Source organism: Caniella muris (assembly GCF_943193035.1).
Classification (GTDB): domain Bacteria; phylum Actinomycetota; class Coriobacteriia; order Coriobacteriales; family Atopobiaceae; genus Granulimonas; species Granulimonas faecalis.
On the sequence record NZ_CALPCK010000001.1, the window covers coordinates 1,426,959 to 1,444,741 of the forward strand.

The 17,783-nt window shown below is 67.8% G+C and carries 17 protein-coding genes; 5 read left to right on the forward strand and 12 right to left on the reverse strand.

The features are described from left to right. Positions 1-77 precede the first annotated feature (77 nt). Both NFR49_RS06115 and NFR49_RS06120 read left to right on the forward strand, forming a co-directional pair. Positions 78-356: a glutaredoxin family protein gene (locus tag NFR49_RS06115; RefSeq protein ID WP_251158738.1), complete on the forward strand. Its 279-nt coding sequence runs from the start codon at positions 78-80 to the stop codon at positions 354-356. Positions 357-384: 28 nt separating this feature from the next. Then, positions 385-618: a glutaredoxin family protein gene (locus NFR49_RS06120; RefSeq protein WP_251158739.1), complete on the forward strand. Its 234-nt coding sequence runs from the start codon at positions 385-387 to the stop codon at positions 616-618. A gap of 117 nt (positions 619-735) precedes the next feature. Here NFR49_RS06120 and NFR49_RS06125 read toward each other — a convergent pair whose 3' ends face one another. The 3 genes from NFR49_RS06125 to NFR49_RS06135 form a co-directional block, all read right to left on the reverse strand. Beyond that, positions 736-3,255, reverse strand: a complete 2,520-nt coding sequence (locus NFR49_RS06125; RefSeq protein ID WP_251158740.1) for a M28 family peptidase — start codon at positions 3,253-3,255, stop codon at positions 736-738. 511 nt (positions 3,256-3,766) lie between these two features. Next, positions 3,767-6,718, reverse strand: a complete 2,952-nt coding sequence (locus NFR49_RS06130; RefSeq protein ID WP_338032528.1) for a helicase C-terminal domain-containing protein — start codon at positions 6,716-6,718, stop codon at positions 3,767-3,769. A gap of 27 nt (positions 6,719-6,745) precedes the next feature. Then, the gene (locus NFR49_RS06135) at positions 6,746-7,705 is read right to left on the reverse strand and encodes a D-alanine--D-alanine ligase family protein (protein WP_251158741.1); all 960 of its coding nucleotides are present in this window, start codon (positions 7,703-7,705) and stop codon (positions 6,746-6,748) included. A 104-nt stretch (positions 7,706-7,809) separates the two neighbouring features. Between NFR49_RS06135 and rlmN the strand changes: the two genes are divergently transcribed. Further along, complete coding sequence (gene rlmN / locus NFR49_RS06140; protein ID WP_275557142.1) at positions 7,810-8,907, forward strand: dual-specificity RNA methyltransferase RlmN; 1,098 nt, start codon at positions 7,810-7,812, stop codon at positions 8,905-8,907. A gap of 105 nt (positions 8,908-9,012) precedes the next feature. Here the strand turns inward: rlmN and NFR49_RS06145 are convergent, their stop codons facing one another. The 9 genes from NFR49_RS06145 to rpmH all read right to left on the reverse strand — a co-directional run bounded on the left by NFR49_RS06145 (position 9,013) and on the right by rpmH (position 14,220). Further along, a complete protein-coding gene (locus NFR49_RS06145; RefSeq protein ID WP_251158742.1) occupies positions 9,013-9,258 on the reverse strand; it encodes a hypothetical protein in 246 nt (81 codons plus the stop codon). Then, entirely contained in the window at positions 9,251-10,078 is an 828-nt protein-coding gene (locus NFR49_RS06150; protein ID WP_251158946.1) for a ParB/RepB/Spo0J family partition protein, read from the reverse strand. Before NFR49_RS06150 ends, NFR49_RS06145 begins: the two co-directional genes overlap by 8 nt. 34 nt (positions 10,079-10,112) lie before the next feature. Continuing rightward, entirely contained in the window at positions 10,113-10,913 is an 801-nt protein-coding gene (locus NFR49_RS06155; protein ID WP_420840261.1) for a ParA family protein, read from the reverse strand. Between the two features lie 230 nt (positions 10,914-11,143). Beyond that, entirely contained in the window at positions 11,144-11,884 is a 741-nt protein-coding gene (gene rsmG / locus NFR49_RS06160; RefSeq protein WP_251158744.1) for a 16S rRNA (guanine(527)-N(7))-methyltransferase RsmG, read from the reverse strand. A 153-nt stretch (positions 11,885-12,037) separates the two neighbouring features. After that, the gene (locus tag NFR49_RS06165) at positions 12,038-12,631 is read right to left on the reverse strand and encodes a Jag family protein (RefSeq protein WP_251158745.1); all 594 of its coding nucleotides are present in this window, start codon (positions 12,629-12,631) and stop codon (positions 12,038-12,040) included. A 74-nt stretch (positions 12,632-12,705) separates the two neighbouring features. Next, on the reverse strand, positions 12,706-13,467 hold the full coding sequence (locus tag NFR49_RS06170; protein ID WP_251158746.1) for a YidC/Oxa1 family membrane protein insertase: 762 nt from the start codon (positions 13,465-13,467) through the stop codon (positions 12,706-12,708). Between the two features lie 26 nt (positions 13,468-13,493). Continuing rightward, positions 13,494-13,721, reverse strand: coding sequence for a membrane protein insertion efficiency factor YidD (gene yidD / locus NFR49_RS06175; RefSeq protein WP_420840267.1), 228 nt, complete (start codon positions 13,719-13,721; stop codon positions 13,494-13,496). Next, positions 13,714-14,055: a ribonuclease P protein component gene (gene rnpA, locus NFR49_RS06180; protein ID WP_251158747.1), complete on the reverse strand. Its 342-nt coding sequence runs from the start codon at positions 14,053-14,055 to the stop codon at positions 13,714-13,716. Before rnpA ends, yidD begins: the two co-directional genes overlap by 8 nt. A gap of 12 nt (positions 14,056-14,067) precedes the next feature. Continuing rightward, positions 14,068-14,220 (reverse strand): 50S ribosomal protein L34, encoded by a 153-nt coding sequence (gene rpmH, locus NFR49_RS06185; protein WP_135977869.1) that lies wholly within the window; start codon positions 14,218-14,220, stop codon positions 14,068-14,070. 357 nt (positions 14,221-14,577) lie between these two features. Between rpmH and NFR49_RS06190 the strand changes: the two genes are divergently transcribed. Next, positions 14,578-15,645: an ATP-binding protein gene (locus tag NFR49_RS06190; protein WP_251158748.1), complete on the forward strand. Its 1,068-nt coding sequence runs from the start codon at positions 14,578-14,580 to the stop codon at positions 15,643-15,645. Positions 15,646-16,015: 370 nt separating this feature from the next. Beyond that, entirely contained in the window at positions 16,016-17,599 is a 1,584-nt protein-coding gene (locus tag NFR49_RS06195) for a chromosomal replication initiator protein DnaA (protein ID WP_251158749.1), read from the forward strand. Positions 17,600-17,783 lie beyond the last annotated feature (184 nt).

A 17,783-nucleotide genomic window follows, 5' to 3' on the forward strand; every position in this document is an offset into this window, starting at 1 on the left:
GGGAAGGGCTCCATCGATTGTGCCGTCGAGGCCCTGGGAATCTTCCTTGAAGCGAAAACCCGACGATTGGAGGCCCCATGGCCGAGAAGAAGGCACGCACCCTCGAGCTCTTTTACAAGCCCACCTGCCCCTACTGCCACAAGGTCCTTGCCTGGATGAACGACCACGACGTGGACAACGTCACCCTGTACGACATCAGCACCGACACCGAGGCCGCAGACCGCCTGGTGAAGGTGGGCGGCAAGCGCCAGGTGCCCTGCCTGTTCATCGATGGTGAGCCCCTCTACGAGAGCGACGACATCATCGCCTTCCTCGCCAAGCTCGTCGAGCACCCCGAGGACGACCTCGCCCGCTGACCGGACCGTCTCAGACCAGGAGGCTGTTATGACCTTGTTCTACCTTCCCACCTGTCCCCACTGCCACCGTGTCATCACCTGGATCGAGGGTCAGGGCCTTACCGATAAGTTCAACTACATCGACTGCTCCAAGGAGGCCGGCGCCGCCGAGCTCCAGGAGGTCAGCGGTCAGCAGTCCGTCCCCTGCCTCGTGACGGACGACGGCACCTGCCTCGTCGGCGACGAGGACATCCTCGCCCACCTGCAGGGGCTCTACGCCTGACGCGGGTTTCTCCCAGAGATGGGAAGGGGCGCCCCCGACGGTCCGGATGCCGTCGGGGGCGCCCCTTTTTCCTGTAACAGGACCGTCCACCGTGTTACGGGTTTTACGGTGTCGGCGTCATGCCCTGCGGATGGTCTCCGAGACGATGAGGTTCACCTGGGCGACCTGGTCCGGGCTCACGTTCTGGGGGACGTTCTCGGCCGTATGGGCCAGGGCCGGCACCTCGCCGGGGTCGCAGCCCATGAGGGTGGCCGAGCGCACCGAGGCGCGCATGGCGCAGGTGGCGTCGGTGTCGGCCCAGGGTCGCGGCGAGCACTGCAGCTGCACGTGGAGGTCCCGGGCGATGCGGTCGATGCTCTTGAGCAGACGGCGGTCCACCTTGCGCACGTTGCCCGCCCCCTCCTCGGTGAGGAGGGTGAGCTGGCCGGCGCCCACGGAATCCAGGTTGATGAGGAACGCGCCGCGCAGGCGGGGGCGGTACTCCTTCACGAAGGCCTTGGCGCCCGCGTGGTCGAGCTCGCTGGCGCCCACGGCCACGAAGTAGATGTCGTGGGCCACGAGGTCCACGTAGTCCATGTCGAGCACGGCCTCGGCGAGCTCCGGGTCCTCCGTGGGGTCGGCACCCTCATCGTCGCGGAGCTCGGCGGAGCGGGTGGCGCCGCCCTTCCACGGGTGACGGTTGCCGTCGTCCTCGGAGAAGTTGTCCCAGGAGCCGATGCGCTCACCGTCGGCCTTGGCGTCGAAGTCCTCATCCACGCCGAGCCACTCGCTCATGGAGTCCTGCTCCTCTTTCTTGCGGCCGTGACCGTGGGAGATGCGGTCGCGCAGGGAGGTCTTCCGCGCCTTGTCGTGGGACGTCACACGAACGGGCTCGATGGGCACCGCAGCGGGCGCCTCCTGGGGCTGATCGGCAGGGACCGCAACGACGCGACGGCTCTGGGAGACCGTCACACGGCCGTCGGACGAGCTGGAGCGCACGGTGCTCTGGGACACCACCACGCGCTGGGACACGCCCTCTGCCGCCGGGGGCTCGGGTTCCTGGCCCGGGACCTCGTAGGCGGCGTCCTCCATGGCGTCGGGGGAGGGGCTGTCGGCGGCCAGCGGGTCAAAGGTCGCCTGGGTGGGGTCGGGGAGGTCGAACAGGGCCGCGCGGCGGGCGAAGCCGATGGAGCCGCGGGGCGTGAAGTCCGTCTGGCCCCAGGAGGGGTCGTCCACGACGTCGGGGGCGGGGGAGGGTTGGGTGGCCTGCTCCACGACTGGCATGGCGACGGTGGCCCCGTCGGTCGACGGGGTGGGCGCGACGGGCTCCTGCGGCTCCCCCTGCATGACATCCTCGACCGGGGCGACGTCCTCCTTACCGGCGGGGTTGTCGAGCATATGGCTGAAGTCGGGCACGGAGAGGGTCTCGCGGACGGTCACCGTCTCGGGGGCAGGCTCCTCGGCGCGGCGGGCGGAGCGCGGCGTGGGCTCGCTCACGGAGGAGGGGCCCGAGACGACGGGCTCGGTCGCGATGCGGCCGGTGGTCTGACGCACCTCTATGGTGCCGGTCTCCTGGGACGCGGCCTTGCGCGAGAGGAAGTCGGGGATGGGGATGGAGGGTCGCGTCGACTGGGCCTCGGCCACCGGCTCGGGCTCCGGGTCGACCGGTTCCTCCACGACCTCCTCGACCGTAACGGGCTGCGGCTCAACGTACTCGATCTGACATGTCTCGGGAAGGATGCCGAGGGCCTCTACCACGTCTTTTCCGTGGCGCACACCCTCGACCTGCTCCATCTCGGTGACGGTTCGCGTGACGACGCGCTGTTCCGCAGGCACCTCGTCGACCACGACGGGGGAGTCGAGGGCCCCATGGGCGACGGCCTCGGCCTCCGCCTGCGCGAGGAGCTCGGCGCGCTGGGCGCGCTCCTCGTCGGTGCCCCCGCAGACGTCCTCGGCCACACCGAGCATGGCGGCGAGGGAGGCGTTGTTGTCGTTGGCCGCGCCGGTGAGGGGCGCGAAGTGGGCGGCGATGTCGTTGATGCCGCAGACGAGGCCCGGCAGCGCGCAGACCATGCCGACGACCCAGATGACCCTGAGGGCGACTTCGGGAATCACCACGACGAGCTGGAGGAGGCAGCAGAGGGCCGCGACGGCCAGGCCCAGCGGGGCCCAGCGGAGCACAAGCCCGCTGTAGCGGGAGACGGCCGGGTTGGCGAGGAGCTCCTCGCGGCCGGTGTCATAGTGGGCCATCACGACGATGGGACGCACTCCGCGGCCGGCGTGGGGGCCGGTTCCCTTGTGGAAGCCCACGACGTTTTGGCTGCGGGCCGGGGGCAGGATGCGGCTGAAGGGGTCGATGCCCAAGTACCGCAGGACGAGAAGGCCACCGCTCACGGCGGCGACCACGAACCCGAGCACCGCGAGGCCGATGCCGCCGATGCCGGAGACCACCATGCCGAGGAACGCCAGCACGAGGAGGATCCCGCCGATGAAGCGGGTGTCGTTGGGGGCCGTGACGTCCTGGCGGGTCACCTCGAGGCCCTCGTTGGAGAGCAGCTCCTGCAGGATGTCTGCGGCGTTGACCTCCTCCTGGCTGTTCGCAGGTGCTATCTCGATCCGGGAGTCAAGGTAGTCGAGGTACTTCTCGCTCATGGACATCGGCGTCATCCTCCGTCGGTTCGGCCGTGAAGCCGGGTGCTTCGTTTATGGCACGTTCAAGGGCCGGAGCCAAAGATACCCGCAAGTATACGCCCTCATCCCTGCCAACCCGCAGGGTGGGGGAGGCCCCAGGAAGTCCCCTCAAACCGTCCGGACAACAAACATCGAACGTGACAGAAGTGTCCAGGTGGTGGGACAAGACACCCGGACACTTTTGTCACGTTGCGATTTTTACGGTGGATGTGACGGCGTACACCCCTTGGTACGCACCGGTTTACGGTCTCGTGAGACATAGGGAAGGATGGTGTATCACCGTGACAGAACCTGTTACCGCGACTCTCAAATCATATGTTTTGATATTAGTTACTAATGCATGCATCACATAACAGAGTCACAACAGCATATGTAACAACTATCACTAGCTCGTAATATCACTGGTTACAAAGAGGTGGAACGTTCTGGAACGCCCCGCCTCTCAATCAATACCGTGCATCCATACCCCAACGCGGCCTCAACCCTCGTGACTGCGTCTCCAAAGCTCGATGAAGCCCCCGAGGTTGTCCTGACCCAGACGGGTGACGTTAGAGCTGGGGAGCGAGTTGATGAACGTGCGACCGTAGCGCTTCGTGGTGAGGCGGCTGTCCAGGAGCACCAGCACGCCCTTGTCGCGGCTGGAGCGGATGAGCCTTCCTGCCGCCTGCTTCACGGCGAGCACGGCCTCGGGCAGGGAGTGGTGCCACCAGGCGCGGGGGTCCCGGGCCTCGCGCTCCTTCACCAAGGGGTCGTTGGGGTTGGCGAAGGGCAGCTTGGGGATGACCACGCACCGCAGGGTGTCACCGGCGGCGTCGAACCCCTCCCAGAACGACTTGAGCGCGAAGAGCGAGAGTCGCTCGTCGCCCACGAACCTCTCGCGCAGGCGACGGACGTTGGCACCCCTCGTCTGCTGCACGAGCTCCAAGCCGGCCTCACGCAGACGGGGGGAGACCATGGAGTGGAGCTGCTCCATGTCGCGGCGGTTGGTGAAAAGCGTGAGCACGGAGCCGCCCATCGCCTCGTGGATGGCCACGAGGGCGTCCGCCATGGCCGGAAGGTAGTCGCGGGAATAGGGGTCCGGCAGGTCGGAGGCCACCACGACGGCCATGTTGCGGTCGAAGTCGTAGCTGGAGGGGATGGTCAGGCTCCGCGACGCCCCAGGGCCGAGACAGTCCAGGCCCACGGCGTGCTCGAAGTGGCTGAAGTCCTGCCCCACGGCCAGCGTGGCCGAGCAGTACCCCACGGTCTTGGTCTCCGGGTACCAGCGGCTCGCCAGCTCGGCGCCCACGTCGAGCTTCTCGGCCACCAGACGCTCCTCACCCCGGCGGTTCTTGGCAAACGAGGCCTCGAGGTAGTAGACGAAGGAGTCGTCGGTGCCGTCGAGCACGGTCTTGAGGGCCAGACGCAGGTTGCCGAGGGTACGCAGGGGATCCCCCATCTCGGTGGAGGCGTCCTGGATGCCCTCGAAGGCGAGGGCCTGGGCCTCCTGGAGGAACCTCACGGCCTCCTCCAGCGCCGCCTCGAAGGCGCGGCCGCTCTCCGCAAGCTGCGCCCACTCGGCCGTGGCCCGTACCTTGTCGTCGATCCACAGGGTGACGGTGTCGTAGCCGCCGCGGCGCCCGCAGCCCTGGGCCACGAGCACGAGGTCGTCGAAGAAATCGGCCGAGAGCGTCATGGCCCGTGCGAGCGACGCGGAGCCCTTGGTGAGGACCCGCTCCACCGGCGTGCCGGCCTCGCTGGACGCGGCCTGGACCATGAGCTTGTGGATGGCGCCGGAGCGCACGCCGCCCAGGGTCTCGAAGGCCCTGCGGGCGTCGGGGGCGGCCACGGCGAGGGCCCATTGGCGCCGGGCCTCGGCGTCGAACCCATGGGCCTCGTCCACCATCCAGTGGCGGATAGGGGGGAGGATGCGCTGGTCCGCCGCAACGTTGGTGAGCAGCAGGGAGTGGTTGGTCACCACGATGTCCGCCGAGGCGGCCCTGCGGCGGGCACCGTGGAGCAGGCACCCCTCGGCAAAGAACGGGCAGCGGTTGTGCAGGCACTCCTCGGGGGTGGTGGTCATCATCTGCCGCGGCACGTTGCGCCAGCGGATGCCCAGGGAGTCGAGGTCGCCCTCGGGGGTCTGACAGGCGGCGGAGAGCGTCACGGCCACGGCCGTGAGCATGTCGGACTCCACGGTGTTCCGGGACCTCCCGGCTGCGTTCACCTGGTCCACCGGGAGGTCCTGCAGCATGGCCCCCTCGACCTTGCGCAGGCACGGGTAGTGGTCGTATCCCTTAAGACTTATATATTGCAGGCCACCGGGTAGGTTCTCGTCCAGGAGCGGGAGCTCGCGGGAGACCAGCTGGTCGGTGAGGGCGTTGGTCTTGGTGGCGACGCCGCAGGTCACGCCGTTCTCCTTGGCGAAAAGCGCGAGCGGCAGCAGGTAGGCCATGGACTTGCCCACGCCGGTACCCGCCTCCACCACGAGGTCGGTGGACGTGGCCAGTGCCTCGTTGACCGCCTGCGCCATGGCCTTCTGCGCGGGCCGGGGCTCGAACTCCTCGTAGAGCGACCCCACGACGCCGTCCTCGCAAAACGCCGCCTCGAGCTCGCCCCCGGGCACCGTCACCGGGTCGCAGAGGCGGTCCTTGGCGTCCACCTTCACCTGCGTCCGCTGGGCGCGCACGAGGTCGCGGCGCACCTGCACCAGGGAGAAGGGCACCTGCGCGCCCGCCTCCCCGGCGATATAGGCAAAGAGCGGCCGGTAGGGCCAGTCGACCTCCGGGTGCATGGAGGCCAGCTGGCCCGCGAGGCCGGGCGGAAGCGCCGCGAGGCCGCACAGGATGACGCGCCACATGCCGGCGAGGGCCTCGACGTCGGCCATGGCCCGGTGGGACACGGAGGGGCAGCCGAACACGCGGGCGAGGTCCTGGAGCCTGTGGCTGGAGAGGCGGGGGAGGGCTATGCGGGAGAGGGCGAGGGAGTCGATCCAGAGGTCCGAGACCTCGGAGCCGCCGCGGACCTTCTCCACGAACGTACGGTCGAACGTGGCGTTGTGGGCGATGACGGGGCAGCCGCCCACGAAGTCGGCGAGCCGGGCCACGACCTCCTCGGCACTCGGGGCGTCCACCACCATGGCGTTGGAGATGCCGGTGAGCTCCTCGATCTCGGGCGGGATGGGCCTGGAGGGCCTCACGTACGACTCGAAGCGGTCCACCACCTCCCGTCCGCTCAGGCGGGCCGCCGCGACCTCGATGAGCTCGCAGTCCCTGAACGACAGGCCCGTGGTCTCGGTGTCGAGGACGACGACGTCCTCCTCGATGGGGCCGAAGTCGCAGGCAGGGTCGGCCGCCCTCTCGGCAAGGGACCGGTACAGGTCGGCGACGGCCGCCGGCGTGCCCGCCATGAGCAGGTCGTCGACGGTGCGGGGCTCGGAAGTGGTGCTCACAGGGCTCCTTTTGACGGCGGAGGGACGTTAGAGACGACCCGCGCCCTCCTCCAAGGCCCATTCCACAAAGCGGCGGCACAGCTCGGGGAAGGGGATGCCGGAGCGCTGGGCGCTGTCGGGCAGGAGGGAACGCTCGGTCATGCCGGGGATGGTGTTGGTCTCGAGCAGCACGGGCTCACCGGCGTCGGTGACGATGAAGTCGCTGCGGGAGCAGCCGGAGCAGCCGAGGGCCTTGTGGGCGGCCACCGCGAGCTCCTGGGCGCGCGCGTAGGCCGCGGGGTCCAGGCGCGCGGGGATCACGTGGTGCAGCTCGCTGGGCTCGTACTTGGCCTTGAGGTCGTAGAACTCGGCGCCGGTGACGACCTCCACGATCTGCAGGGCCTCGGGCTCGCCGTTGCCGATGACCGGCACCGTGATCTCGGTGCCGGTGACGCACTCCTCGACGAGGGCGCGGTCGGACGACTCGTGGGCGACCGCGATGGCGTCCGCCAGCTGGCAGGTCTCGGTTACGCGGGTGACGCCGTAGCTGGAGCCGTTGAGCACCGGCTTGACGAAGAGGGGGAGGCCCAGCCGGGCCACCACGGCCTCGGGGTCGACCTCCTCACCGCGCGCCACGCAGATACCGGCGGGGCAGGGGATGCCCGCGTCGCGGTACACGAGCTTGGCGAGGTCCTTGTCGGCGGCCGTGGCGCTCGCCACCACACCGGAGAAGGTGTAGGGGATGTGCAGCACCTCGAGCATGCCCTGGATGCAGCCGTCCTCGCCGTACTTGCCGTGCATGGCGATGAAGGCCACGTCGTAGGCACCGGTGGAGAGCCTGACACCCAGCTCGGGGTCGGCCGCATCCACCAGGTCCACGGACTCGAACCCCGCCTCGGCGAGGGCGCCCTGCACGGCGACGGCGGAGCTGTGGCTCACGTCGCGCTCGTCGGCCCAACCGCCCCACAGGAGGCACACATGGGATTTGGTGACGTCGTTGCTGCTCATAGGGGCTCCGATCGGGCTTGCATGAACGGGTAGACTGGGACGGTACGCAGGTACCGGAGTCGAGGATACTCCACCCACCCTCTCCCATAGGATCAGGTGCCAGAATGCCCGAGAAAACCCAGCCCACAAGCCCCAGCCGCGAGAACGCGGAACAGAACGCCACCCCCGCGAGGCGCGGCCCCAAGGCCGACCTCACCGCCATGGACCACGACGAGCTCGTGGCCTTCATGGAGTCCATCGGCCAGCCCTCCTTCCGCGCCAAGCAGGTGGAGGACTGGGTGCGCCACAAGAACGTGCGCTCCTTCGACGAGATGACCAACCTCTCCAAGGCCCTCCGTGCCCAGCTGGCCGAGGTGGCCACGCTCGGCGGCGTGACCGAGGTCGCGCGCCAGGAGTCCCTGGACGGCTCCCGCAAGTATCTGCTGACCTTCGACGACGGCGTGTCGGTGGAGTGCGTGGGCATGCCCAACGGCGACCGCCTCGCCGTCTGCGTGTCCACCCAGGCCGGCTGCCGCATGGGCTGCCGGTTCTGCGCCACCGGGGAGGCCGGGTTCACCCGCAACCTCACGGCCGACGAGATCTACGCCCAGGTCGCCCACGTGGGCCAGGACTTCGGCCAGCGCGTGACCTCCGTGGTGCTCATGGGTCAGGGCGAGCCCTTCAACAACTACGACGAGACCCTCGCCGCCATGCGGCTCATGAACAGCGAGGACGGCCTGGGGATCGGCGCCCGCCACATCACGGTGTCCACCTGCGGCGTGGTCCCGCAGATCCGCCGCTTCGCCTCCGAGCCCGAGCAGTTCGGCCTGGCCCTCTCGCTGCACTCCGCCGTGCCCGAGACCCGCAACCTCCTCATGCCGGGCGTGAGGAAGCACAGCCTCAAACGCCTTCACGACGTCATGAAGGACTACACCGAGAAGACCCACCGCCGCCCCACCTACGAGTACGCCATGATCGCCGGGGTCAACGACGACGAGCCGCACCTGGACGCCCTCGTCGACTTCTGCCGCGGCACCCTCTGCCACGTGAACCTCATCCCCTTCAACGAGCACTCCGGCTCCAAGCTCAAGACCTCGTCCGAGGAGCGCATCGACCGCTTTGTGAAGGTGCTCGAGGGCGTGGGTGTGGAGACCACCGTGCGCCGCAGCCGAGGGGCCGACATCGACGCCGCCTGCGGGCAGCTGAAGCAGCGCCTGCGCTAGGACGCACGGGACAGAGCGGTCCAAAGGAGAACGGGCCTCCCAGCCGATGAGGCAGGGAGGCCCGTTCGCTGTGCGTCGTTGCCGTGACGGCCGGTGGGGGAGGGGCTAGTAGCCTGCCTCCTCCCACTGCCGCTCGATCCAGGCCCGGTTGGCCTCGAGGCGGGCGGCGTCCTGGGCGGCACCGGGGTCGCCGGAGAAGCGCTCGGCCATGGAACGGCCCACCTCCACGACCCGCTTGGCCGTCGAGGTCAGGTTCCCCCGGGCCTGCGGGGTCAGCAGCGCCATGAAGGCGGCCACGGCCCCGCCAACGACCACACCGGTCACCACGAACATCCCAAGGGACCTACGCATGGGCACCATCCTCTCCGTTGGCGGCAAGGAGCCCCATGAGACGCTTGAGGTCCTCCTCATCCTTGAACTCGATCTCGATGCGGTTCTTTCCCCGGCTCTGCTTCACCCTGACAGTGGTGTCGAGGGCCATGCGCAGACGCCGTGCCGCACGCTTGAAGGCCTGGGGCGCGGGGGGCCGGGTCGGCTTGGGCGATTCCGTGCCAGAAAACAACGGTGCGAGGGTTTCTGTCTGACGCACCGACAGACTCTCCTCCACGACCTTGCGGGCGAGCTTGATTCGACCCTCCTCGTTCGGCACGGCGAGGATGGCCCGGGCGTGGCCTGGGGTGAGCAGGCGCTCGCAGAGGAGCACCTGCACCTCGTCGGGGAGGTCCAGCAGACGGAGGGCGTTGGCGATGGCCGGCCTCGACTTGGAGAGAATCTTCGCCAGCCCCTCCTGGGTGAGGCCCTGGGACTCTATGAGCTGCCGGTAGCCCCGGGCCTCCTCGATGGGGTCGAGGTCGCTGCGCTGAAGGTTCTCGATGAGGGCGAGGGAGAACACCGCGTCGTCGTCCACCTCGCGCACGAGCACGGGGACCTCCGTGAGGCCCGCCAGCTTGGACGCCTGGTAACGGCGCTCACCGGCGATGATCTGGTACTCGCGTCCCACCTTGCGCACGAGGATGGGCTGGAGCACACCATGCTGCCTGATTGAGTCGGCCAGCTGCTCCAGGGCCTCCTCGTCGAAGTTCTGACGGGGTTGGTCCGGGTTGGGCTTGACCTTGGAGATGGGGAGGGTGGCCTCGGTCTCCTTGCCCACCTCGGCCGACGACTCGGCCATAAGGGCGTTGAGGCCCTTTCCCAGACCTGTCTTCTTAGCCACGGTCGATCACCTCCTGGGCGAGGGCCGTGTATGCGACGGCGCCCTTGTTGGTGGGGTTGTACTGGGTGATGGGAAGACCGTAGGACGGCGCCTCGCTCAGTTTGACGCTGCGCGGGATCACCGTCTCAAAGACCTGGTCGCCAAAGAAGCGACGGACCTCGGCCACGACCTGGTTGGAGAGCGTGGTTCGCTTGTCGTACATGGTCATCAGGACACCGAAGATGTCGAGGGCCGGGTTCAAGCTCTTCTGGACCATGGAGGTGGTCTCCATGAGCTTGGTGACGCCCTCCAGCGCGTAATACTCGCACTGGATGGGGATGAGCAGACCGTCGGCGGCCGTGAGGGCGTTCAGCGTGAGCAGGCCCAGGGACGGCGGGCAGTCGATGAAGACGTAGTCATAGCTGCCCTTCACGTCCTCGAGGGCGTTCTTGAGGATGGACTCGCGGGCCATACGGCTCACAAGCTCGATCTCGGCACCGGCCAGCTGGATGGTGGCGGGCACGATGGAGACGTTCTCCTCGACGGTGCCCACGATGGCCTCGTCCATGGGACGGTCCTGGAGCAGCGCGTCGTACACGTCGCTGGTCAGGTCCTCCTTCTCGATGCCGTAGCCGCTCGTGGTGTTGCCCTGTGGGTCCAGGTCCACGACGAGGACCTTCTTTCCCGCCTCTCCAAGGGCTGCGGAGAGGTTGACGGCGGTGGTGGACTTACCCACACCGCCCTTCTGGTTGATAATGGCCAAGACCACGGGCGAGTGTTCCTGACCGCTGCGATCTTCCTCCGTATACGGCACCGTTCCTCCTGTCTACCGTGACCCCAACGCTTCACTACGGCAAGTATACAGACGGCAGGTGCCCTGACGTTCCACGTGAAACAGGAAGCTACGGTGACAGCGACGCCCACGACGTTTCACGTGGAACAAATGGCAGGCGGTTGCACACTGGCCGGATGGCCGCACAGCGTCCCTGAGCCATGTTTCACGTGAAACGGGCTGCCGCGCCCGATAGGGGAGTGGCGGCCTGCTCAGGCGAGGGGCTTGTTCTTCGCCTCCCCGACAGGACGGGGGAGCTTTATGGAGGAGCGGCCGTCCTTTTCGTAGACGACGATCTCCCGGTGCCCCATGCCCTCGGGCAGGCTGAGCGTTTCACGTGAAACGAGCCTCATACCGACCTTCTCCGCCGTCTTCTGCCCAGAGCCGAACTCCTCGTCAGAGAGCCGCCCCTTCGACACGACGAGGCGGCCGCCCTTGGACAGGAGCGGCTGGGCGTACTCGACCAACACCCCCAGGGGGGCGACGGCTCGGGCAACCACGGCGCCGAACTCGCCCCTATGGTCGACCGCATAACTCTCGGCCCGCTCCTGCGTCGTCCCCACGGCGCCGAGCCCCATGGCGTCGGCGAACTCGGCCACGGCACGGGCCTTCTTGCCCACCGAGTCCATCAGGACGAAGGGGCGGTCCTCCATGACGGCCAGAGGGATCCCCGGGTAGCCGGCACCGGTCCCGATGTCCAGGACCGGGCCGTCGGTCTTGGCGACCTCGTCCTCCAACAGCAGGGAGTCTAGGATGTGGAGCACCAGGGCGTCCTCGGGGGAGGTAATGCGGGTGAGGTTCATGACCCTGTTCTTCTCGAGCACCATGTCAAGGTGGTCGAGAAGAAGCGTCCTCTGGCCCTCCGTGCAGGCGACGCCTTGGGAGGTGAGCAACTCGCCCAGCCTGCGGTCGAGCATAGCCCGGCCCACGCCGCCGACAGTGTCCTTCTCCATGATGCACGCTCCCTGCCAAGAACCGACGAACCACCAGAATCTGGCACGGACGAACCCACCGCACCGGTCCCACCTTGCCATAGAAAAAGGAGAGCCCGCACCGGAATGCGGGCTCTCCTTTAAAGACGCGGGCTGACCCAAGTATGCACCAAATTACCTATCGGTGTCGTCGACGGGCTCCACCACCACGTACCGGTCGGGGTCCTCGCCCTCGGAATGCGTGGAGACCTCGGGGTCGTCGCGAAGCGCGATGTGCACGAGGCGACGCTCGTAGGCGCTCATGGGGGAGAGGGACACGGGCTTGTCCGAGCGCTTGGCGCGGTCCGCGGCACGGCGGGCCATATCGCGAACCTTGCGGCGACGGCGCTCACGGTACCCCTCGATGTCCACGACCACGGGGTAATGGAAGCCCAGCTGCCTGTTCACGAGGGACGAGAGGATCTGCTGGAGAGCCTCCAGGGTGCGGCCGTGGCGGCCGATGAGGATGGCGAGGTCGCCCTGAGAGACGTCGAGGATGAGCTCTCCCTCGTCACCCTCGTACTCGTCGATCACCACGTCGTGCTCGCCGAAGCAGGCCAGGAGCTGGCGCAGATAGCTCACGGAGAGGTCGGCCACGGCGTCGACCTCCGCGTCGTCGATGGAGCCGTTCTCCACGAAGTGGGCCTTGACCGCCTCGAAGTCGACGGCAGCATCGAGGGCCTCCTCCAGGGCCTCGCCCTCGGTGTCCATGATTTCCTGGGGGTCCATAGGATCTCCTTCCATTGATACAAAACGAGGCACGGTGCTCTGCCCGTGCCTCGTTCAGACGACTTCGACTCTGTCTAGGACTTCTTGCGGGGGCGGGGGGCCTTCTCCTTGCGCACCACGTTCACCTGAACGGGGGCGTTGGCCAAGCGCTCCTCCTCTTCCTTCTTGAACTTCTCCATGATGCGGTTGGTGATGAAGAGCTGCTGGATGACGCCCCATGCGGCGGATGTGTTGTAGTAGAGCACCACGCCGACGGGCACGGTCCAGCCGAACCACATCATCATGCCGGCCATGACCACGCCCATGATGAGCGTCTGGGACTGCTGCTGCCCGGCCGTGGAGTTGCGGGTGTTGAGGTACATGGGCAGGAAGGTCAGGGCGCCGAAGAGCACGTCGAGCAGGATGTACACCCAGGCCGCGCCGATGCCGCCGGAGGCGAGCACTCCCGCGCAGGAGCCGTCGAGGGCGGGGAGGATGTTGTAGAAGTGCGCGCCGGACGGCACGTTCTTGAGCACCGTGAAGAGGGCGAAGAAGACCGGCATCTGCAGGAACAGGGGCAGGCAGCCACCGAGGGGGTTGAACTTGTGCTCGGAGTAGATCTTGCGGAGCTCCTCCTGCTGGCGGACGGGGTCGTCAGCGTAGCGCTCCTGGATCTCCATCATGCGGGGCTGCAGCACCTGCATCTGGGCCGACGAGCGGGTCGACTTGATGGTGAGCGGCGTCAGCAGGATACGGATGATGAACGTGAGCAGGATGATGGCGAGACCCCAGTCGCCACAGAAGCCGGCGATACCGGCCAGGACCTGGGTCAGAAAGCCGATGAACCATTCCCACATAGGTGTAATTCCTTAGATAGTTGCGGTCAGGGAACCGGGTCGTAGCCGCCCTTGTGGAAGGGGTGGCACCGGCAGATGCGTCGCACGGCCAGCCACCCGCCCTTGAGGGCCCCGTAGCGTTGCACGGCCTCGACGGCGTACTGGGAGCACGTCGGTCGGTAGATGCAGCACGCCGGGAGCAGGGGAGAGATGTAGCGCTGGTAGCCCAAGAATATCTTCAGCAGTATTCGCGCCGCAATACTCCGCCTATTCATCTCCACGGAGCGCCCCCACACCTGCCTTGGCGAGGGCCGTGCGGAGGCCCCGCCGGAGCTCCTCGGGAGAGGCGTCGTGGGTGCGGTCCGTCGCAAAGAGAATGACGTCATAGCCAAGCAGAGGCAGCCCACTCGCGCGGGCTGCCTCTCTCAAGACGCGTTTGCAGCGATTGCGATAGACCGCGTTACCGAGCCGCTTGGGCGCCACGAACGCGACGCTCGGCTGCTCCGATCCCTCACACGCCAGCACCGACACGCGAACGAACGGCGATCGGCCGCGGCGCCCCTTCTTGAAGACGCGCTCAAAGGCCTTGGCCGACTTGAGCGTTCTCACGGAGAGGAGGCCTTAGCGGGGGCGGGTCTTGGACACGGTGAGGCGCTTGCGGCCCTTGGCACGACGGCGGGCGAGCACCTTACGACCGGCGGAAGTGGCCATGCGGGAACGGAAGCCGTGGCACTTGGCGCGCTTCCGCTTATTGGGCTGGTACGTACGCTTCATTGGGAAACCCTCCTGGATACTGCGTTCTAGCTGCGGTTGGTTGCAGCACAAGCTCCACGATTGTAGGAGCCACCTTCACGAACTGTCAATTGTCACACAAAGACCACGTGAACGGGGGCGACGGCGTATGCCCACCGTCCCCGCGCAATCGTGCACCGTGTTCCGCACGGTGAAAGAAACCATTCGCGGTCCATGAAAAAACGCCATCGGATACTATGGGTTTGCGCGGTCCATTGCACCGGGATTCACGGTTTTCAACAGCATTTCACCCCTTGTTGAAAACACGACTTCCGCAACGAAAGAAATCCACCGCAAGATTTCAACACCCGACGAAATACTGTCGAAAGCGAGACCTCCATGGCCGATTCGTTCTATCCGTTCGTCGAGAACGGGCCCGAAGGGGCGCCCCAAGCGCCCGAGGGGGCCATGGAGGTCCGCAGCCCGGCGCGCGTGGCCGTCTACGACGACGCCGCGGCGGCGCCCCGCGTGGTCGTGGTGGAGCCCTCCGACGTGCGCACGTACCTCGAGGAGGTCACCGCGACGGTCAACCGCCTCGCCAAGGAGCAGGGCGGGTCCATCCCGTTCACCGTCATCCGCGAGTGCGTGGAGAACCTCATCCACGCCTACTTCACCGCCCCCACGGTCTCCATCCTCGACGGGGGAGACACGATCCGCTTCTCCGACCAGGGGCCCGGCATCGCCGACAAGCGCCTGGCCCTGGAGTACGGCACGTCGAGTGCCACGGAGGAGATGAAGCGCTACATCCGCGGTGTGGGCTCGGGCCTGCCCTACGCCTCCCAGTACATGGAGGACAAGGGCGGCTCCCTCACCATCGAGGACAACATCCAGGGCGGCTGCGTGGTCACCATCTCCCTGGCGGCCGAGGGGGACGTGTGGCCGGCACAGGCCCCCGCGGCCCCCTACGCGGCGCAGGCCGGGGCGCCCACGGGCAACCCGGTGCCCATGACGCAGCCCCCGGCGGCCGCGGCCCCGGCCTACGGCGCCCCGCAGCCCTACGGGTCGCCGTACCTGGCGGCCCCCGCGACCACGGCCTACGGGCAACCCGCTGCCTACCCGGCCGGATACCCGTCTGCATACCCCGCCGCATACCCGGCTCCCGGTGTCCCGGGCTACCCGGGCGCGTACCCGGCGGCGCCCACGCCCGGACTACCGGCCCAGACGGCGCCCGCACCCGCGCAGCCGATGTCGGAGCCCCTCAACAGCCGGCAGCTCCAGGCCCTCCAGCACCTGGTGGCCGCGGGCTCCGGCGGCGCCTCCGAGCTCGCGGAGCTCTACGGGTCGTCGGCCCCCACGTGGTCGCGCGCCCTCTCGTGGCTCGCCAAGGCGGGCTTTGCCGTGAAGCAGGGGCAGCGCTACGTCCCCACGCAGGCGGGGGCGGCGTACCTCTCGGCACCCCAGCGCTGACACCCCGGCCGGACGCCCCCCTGCTCCCGTCGCCTCCCCTTCTTCCGCCCCCCCTCCTTCCGGAACGCCTTCCGCACCTGAACGCAGTTGAGGGCGACCCTCTCGGCACCTGAACGCGAGTGGGGGCGGATTTCGCACGCCTGAACGCGGTTGAGGGCGGATTTTGACACGGCCCCTCGCCCGAAGTCGCCCTCAACCGCATTCAGGTGCCGAGAGACGTGCCGGGAGAGGTGCCGGGGGCGCCGAGGGGGCGGCGGCAGGGGAGGGCGATGGGCGGCGCGGCCGTCGACGAGTTTTCGACAACGGGCTCGGCGGCGGCGCCCATGCCCCTATAATGGTTCTCCCACTGTTTCCCGCACGAGGAGACCCCATGGACCAATCGATGCAATCGGACGCCCGCCTGCTCTGGGACGACGCCACCGACCTTCTGGCCGGTACCGACGCCCCCGAGCAGCTCGTGCGCATGATGGCGTCGTGCGACCCCCAGGACTTCTCGGGCGGCACCCTCACGGTGGGCGCGCCCTCCGGCTTTGCCAGCCGGGTGCTCGAGCGCGAGCGCCCCCGGCTGGAGGAGGCGCTGAGCAGCGCGGCCTTCGAGCCGGTGACGGTGGCCTTCTCCGCACCGTCGCGCGAGGTCCCCGCCGCCCAGGCAGCCCCGTCGGCTCCCGCAGCTCCCGCCGCCCCGTCGCCCCAGCCGGCACCCGCCGCCCAGGCCCCGGAACCCCGGACCCAGCCGCGCCCGGTCTCCACCGCGGGCGACCCCAACACCATGACCTACGAGGACTACCTCGCCCTGTACGGCAAAGGCTCCCCCTCGCAGGAGCCGGCCGCTCCCTCGGGGCAGGACGCCGGGCCCCAGCCCGCGGGCCGCGCCGCCAACCCCCTCGTGGAGCTCTGCGGCGAGGGCGACGCCAGCCTCACCTTCGACACCTTCGTCGAGGCCGACGAGAACCGCTTCGCCCTCCAGGCCGCCAAGCAGGTGGCCAACGGGTCCACGGCCTACAACCCGCTGTTCATCCACGGCAGCTCCGGCCTGGGCAAGACCCACCTGCTCCGCGCCATCCAGAACTACATCGCCACCAACGACCCGGAGCGCCAGTGCGTCTACCGCGTGGCCAGCGACTTCCGCGACGACTACGTGGCTGCCATGAACGGCAAGGACCGCTCCGTCAAGGAGAACCTCTCCCGCAACTACAAGGACATCGACGTCCTCATCCTCGACGACATCCAGCACATCGCCAACGCCCAGGGGACCATGACGTTCTTCTTCGAGACGTTCAATCACCTCATCGAGCACGGCAAGCAGATCGTGCTGGCGGCCGACGTCCCGCCGGCCGAGATCGGCATGGATGAGCGCTTCACGAGCCGTATGCTGCAGGGCCTCCCCGTGGCGGTGCAGTCCCCGTCCCTCGAGTTCAAACGGGTGCTCATCGACACCTTCTACCAGCGCATGAAGGGCGGCGACGGCCCCGAGGCGGCCGGCGACCTCACCTCCGACGACCTCTTCCTCATGGCCGAGCGCGCCGGCGGCAACATCCGCTCCATCCGCGGCTTCGTGCAGAAGTGCCTGTTCACCTCGGCGGCCCTGGCGGCCGAAGGCAAGTTCATCGAACCCGCCGACATCGTGGCCGCGGCCGCCGAGGTCTGGCCCGCCGACGGCGTGCTCGTCTCCATCGACGACATCCAGCAGATGGTGCAGTCGCAGTTCTCCGTGAGCCGCCAGGACCTCGTGAGCAACAAGCGCAACAAGGAGATCGCCCAGCCCAGACACGTGGCCATCTACCTCGCCCGCGAGCTCACCGACTCCACACTCCAGGAGATCGGCCGCAAGTTCGGCGGGCGCAGCCACGCCACGGTCAAGCACTCCATCGCCTGGGTGGAGGACCGCATGGACCAGGACCGCCTCTTCCACGACCAGGTCATGCGCCTGCGCGACCGCCTGGGAGGTTCGTGAACATGACCGCGTTCAAAACGTCGAGAAAGCCGTTCAAAACCGGCCTCCCGCTGTCGACGGGGTTTTCGACAGGCCTCCCGGCTGTCGATTTCGCCCCCGGTTGTGAACAGCTACAGATGTTCTGTTCACACCCACCCACCTGCACCGTCGACGGTCTTGAACATTTCGACACGTCCTACTGATA

What these genes read in the sequence shown, in the direction of transcription:
- NFR49_RS06120 (WP_251158739.1), top strand. Translation starts at nt 385, where the DNA reads ATGACCTTGTTCTACCTTCCCACCTGTCCCCACTGCCACCGTGTCATC.
- NFR49_RS06170 (WP_251158746.1), bottom strand. Translation starts at nt 13,467, where the DNA reads ATGTGGGAATGGTTCATCGGCTTTCTGACCCAGGTCCTGGCCGGTATC.
- NFR49_RS06190 (WP_251158748.1), top strand. Translation starts at nt 14,578, where the DNA reads ATGGCCGATTCGTTCTATCCGTTCGTCGAGAACGGGCCCGAAGGGGCG.
- rlmN (WP_275557142.1), top strand. Translation starts at nt 7,810, where the DNA reads ATGCCCGAGAAAACCCAGCCCACAAGCCCCAGCCGCGAGAACGCGGAA.
- yidD (WP_420840267.1), bottom strand. Translation starts at nt 13,721, where the DNA reads ATGAATAGGCGGAGTATTGCGGCGCGAATACTGCTGAAGATATTCTTG.
- NFR49_RS06165 (WP_251158745.1), bottom strand. Translation starts at nt 12,631, where the DNA reads ATGGACCCCCAGGAAATCATGGACACCGAGGGCGAGGCCCTGGAGGAG.
- NFR49_RS06145 (WP_251158742.1), bottom strand. Translation starts at nt 9,258, where the DNA reads ATGCGTAGGTCCCTTGGGATGTTCGTGGTGACCGGTGTGGTCGTTGGC.
- NFR49_RS06195 (WP_251158749.1), top strand. Translation starts at nt 16,016, where the DNA reads ATGGACCAATCGATGCAATCGGACGCCCGCCTGCTCTGGGACGACGCC.
- NFR49_RS06135 (WP_251158741.1), bottom strand. Translation starts at nt 7,705, where the DNA reads ATGAGCAGCAACGACGTCACCAAATCCCATGTGTGCCTCCTGTGGGGC.
- rsmG (WP_251158744.1), bottom strand. Translation starts at nt 11,884, where the DNA reads ATGGAGAAGGACACTGTCGGCGGCGTGGGCCGGGCTATGCTCGACCGC.
- rpmH (WP_135977869.1), bottom strand. Translation starts at nt 14,220, where the DNA reads ATGAAGCGTACGTACCAGCCCAATAAGCGGAAGCGCGCCAAGTGCCAC.
- NFR49_RS06150 (WP_251158946.1), bottom strand. Translation starts at nt 10,078, where the DNA reads ATGGCCGAGTCGTCGGCCGAGGTGGGCAAGGAGACCGAGGCCACCCTC.
- NFR49_RS06125 (WP_251158740.1), bottom strand. Translation starts at nt 3,255, where the DNA reads ATGTCCATGAGCGAGAAGTACCTCGACTACCTTGACTCCCGGATCGAG.
- NFR49_RS06115 (WP_251158738.1), top strand. Translation starts at nt 78, where the DNA reads ATGGCCGAGAAGAAGGCACGCACCCTCGAGCTCTTTTACAAGCCCACC.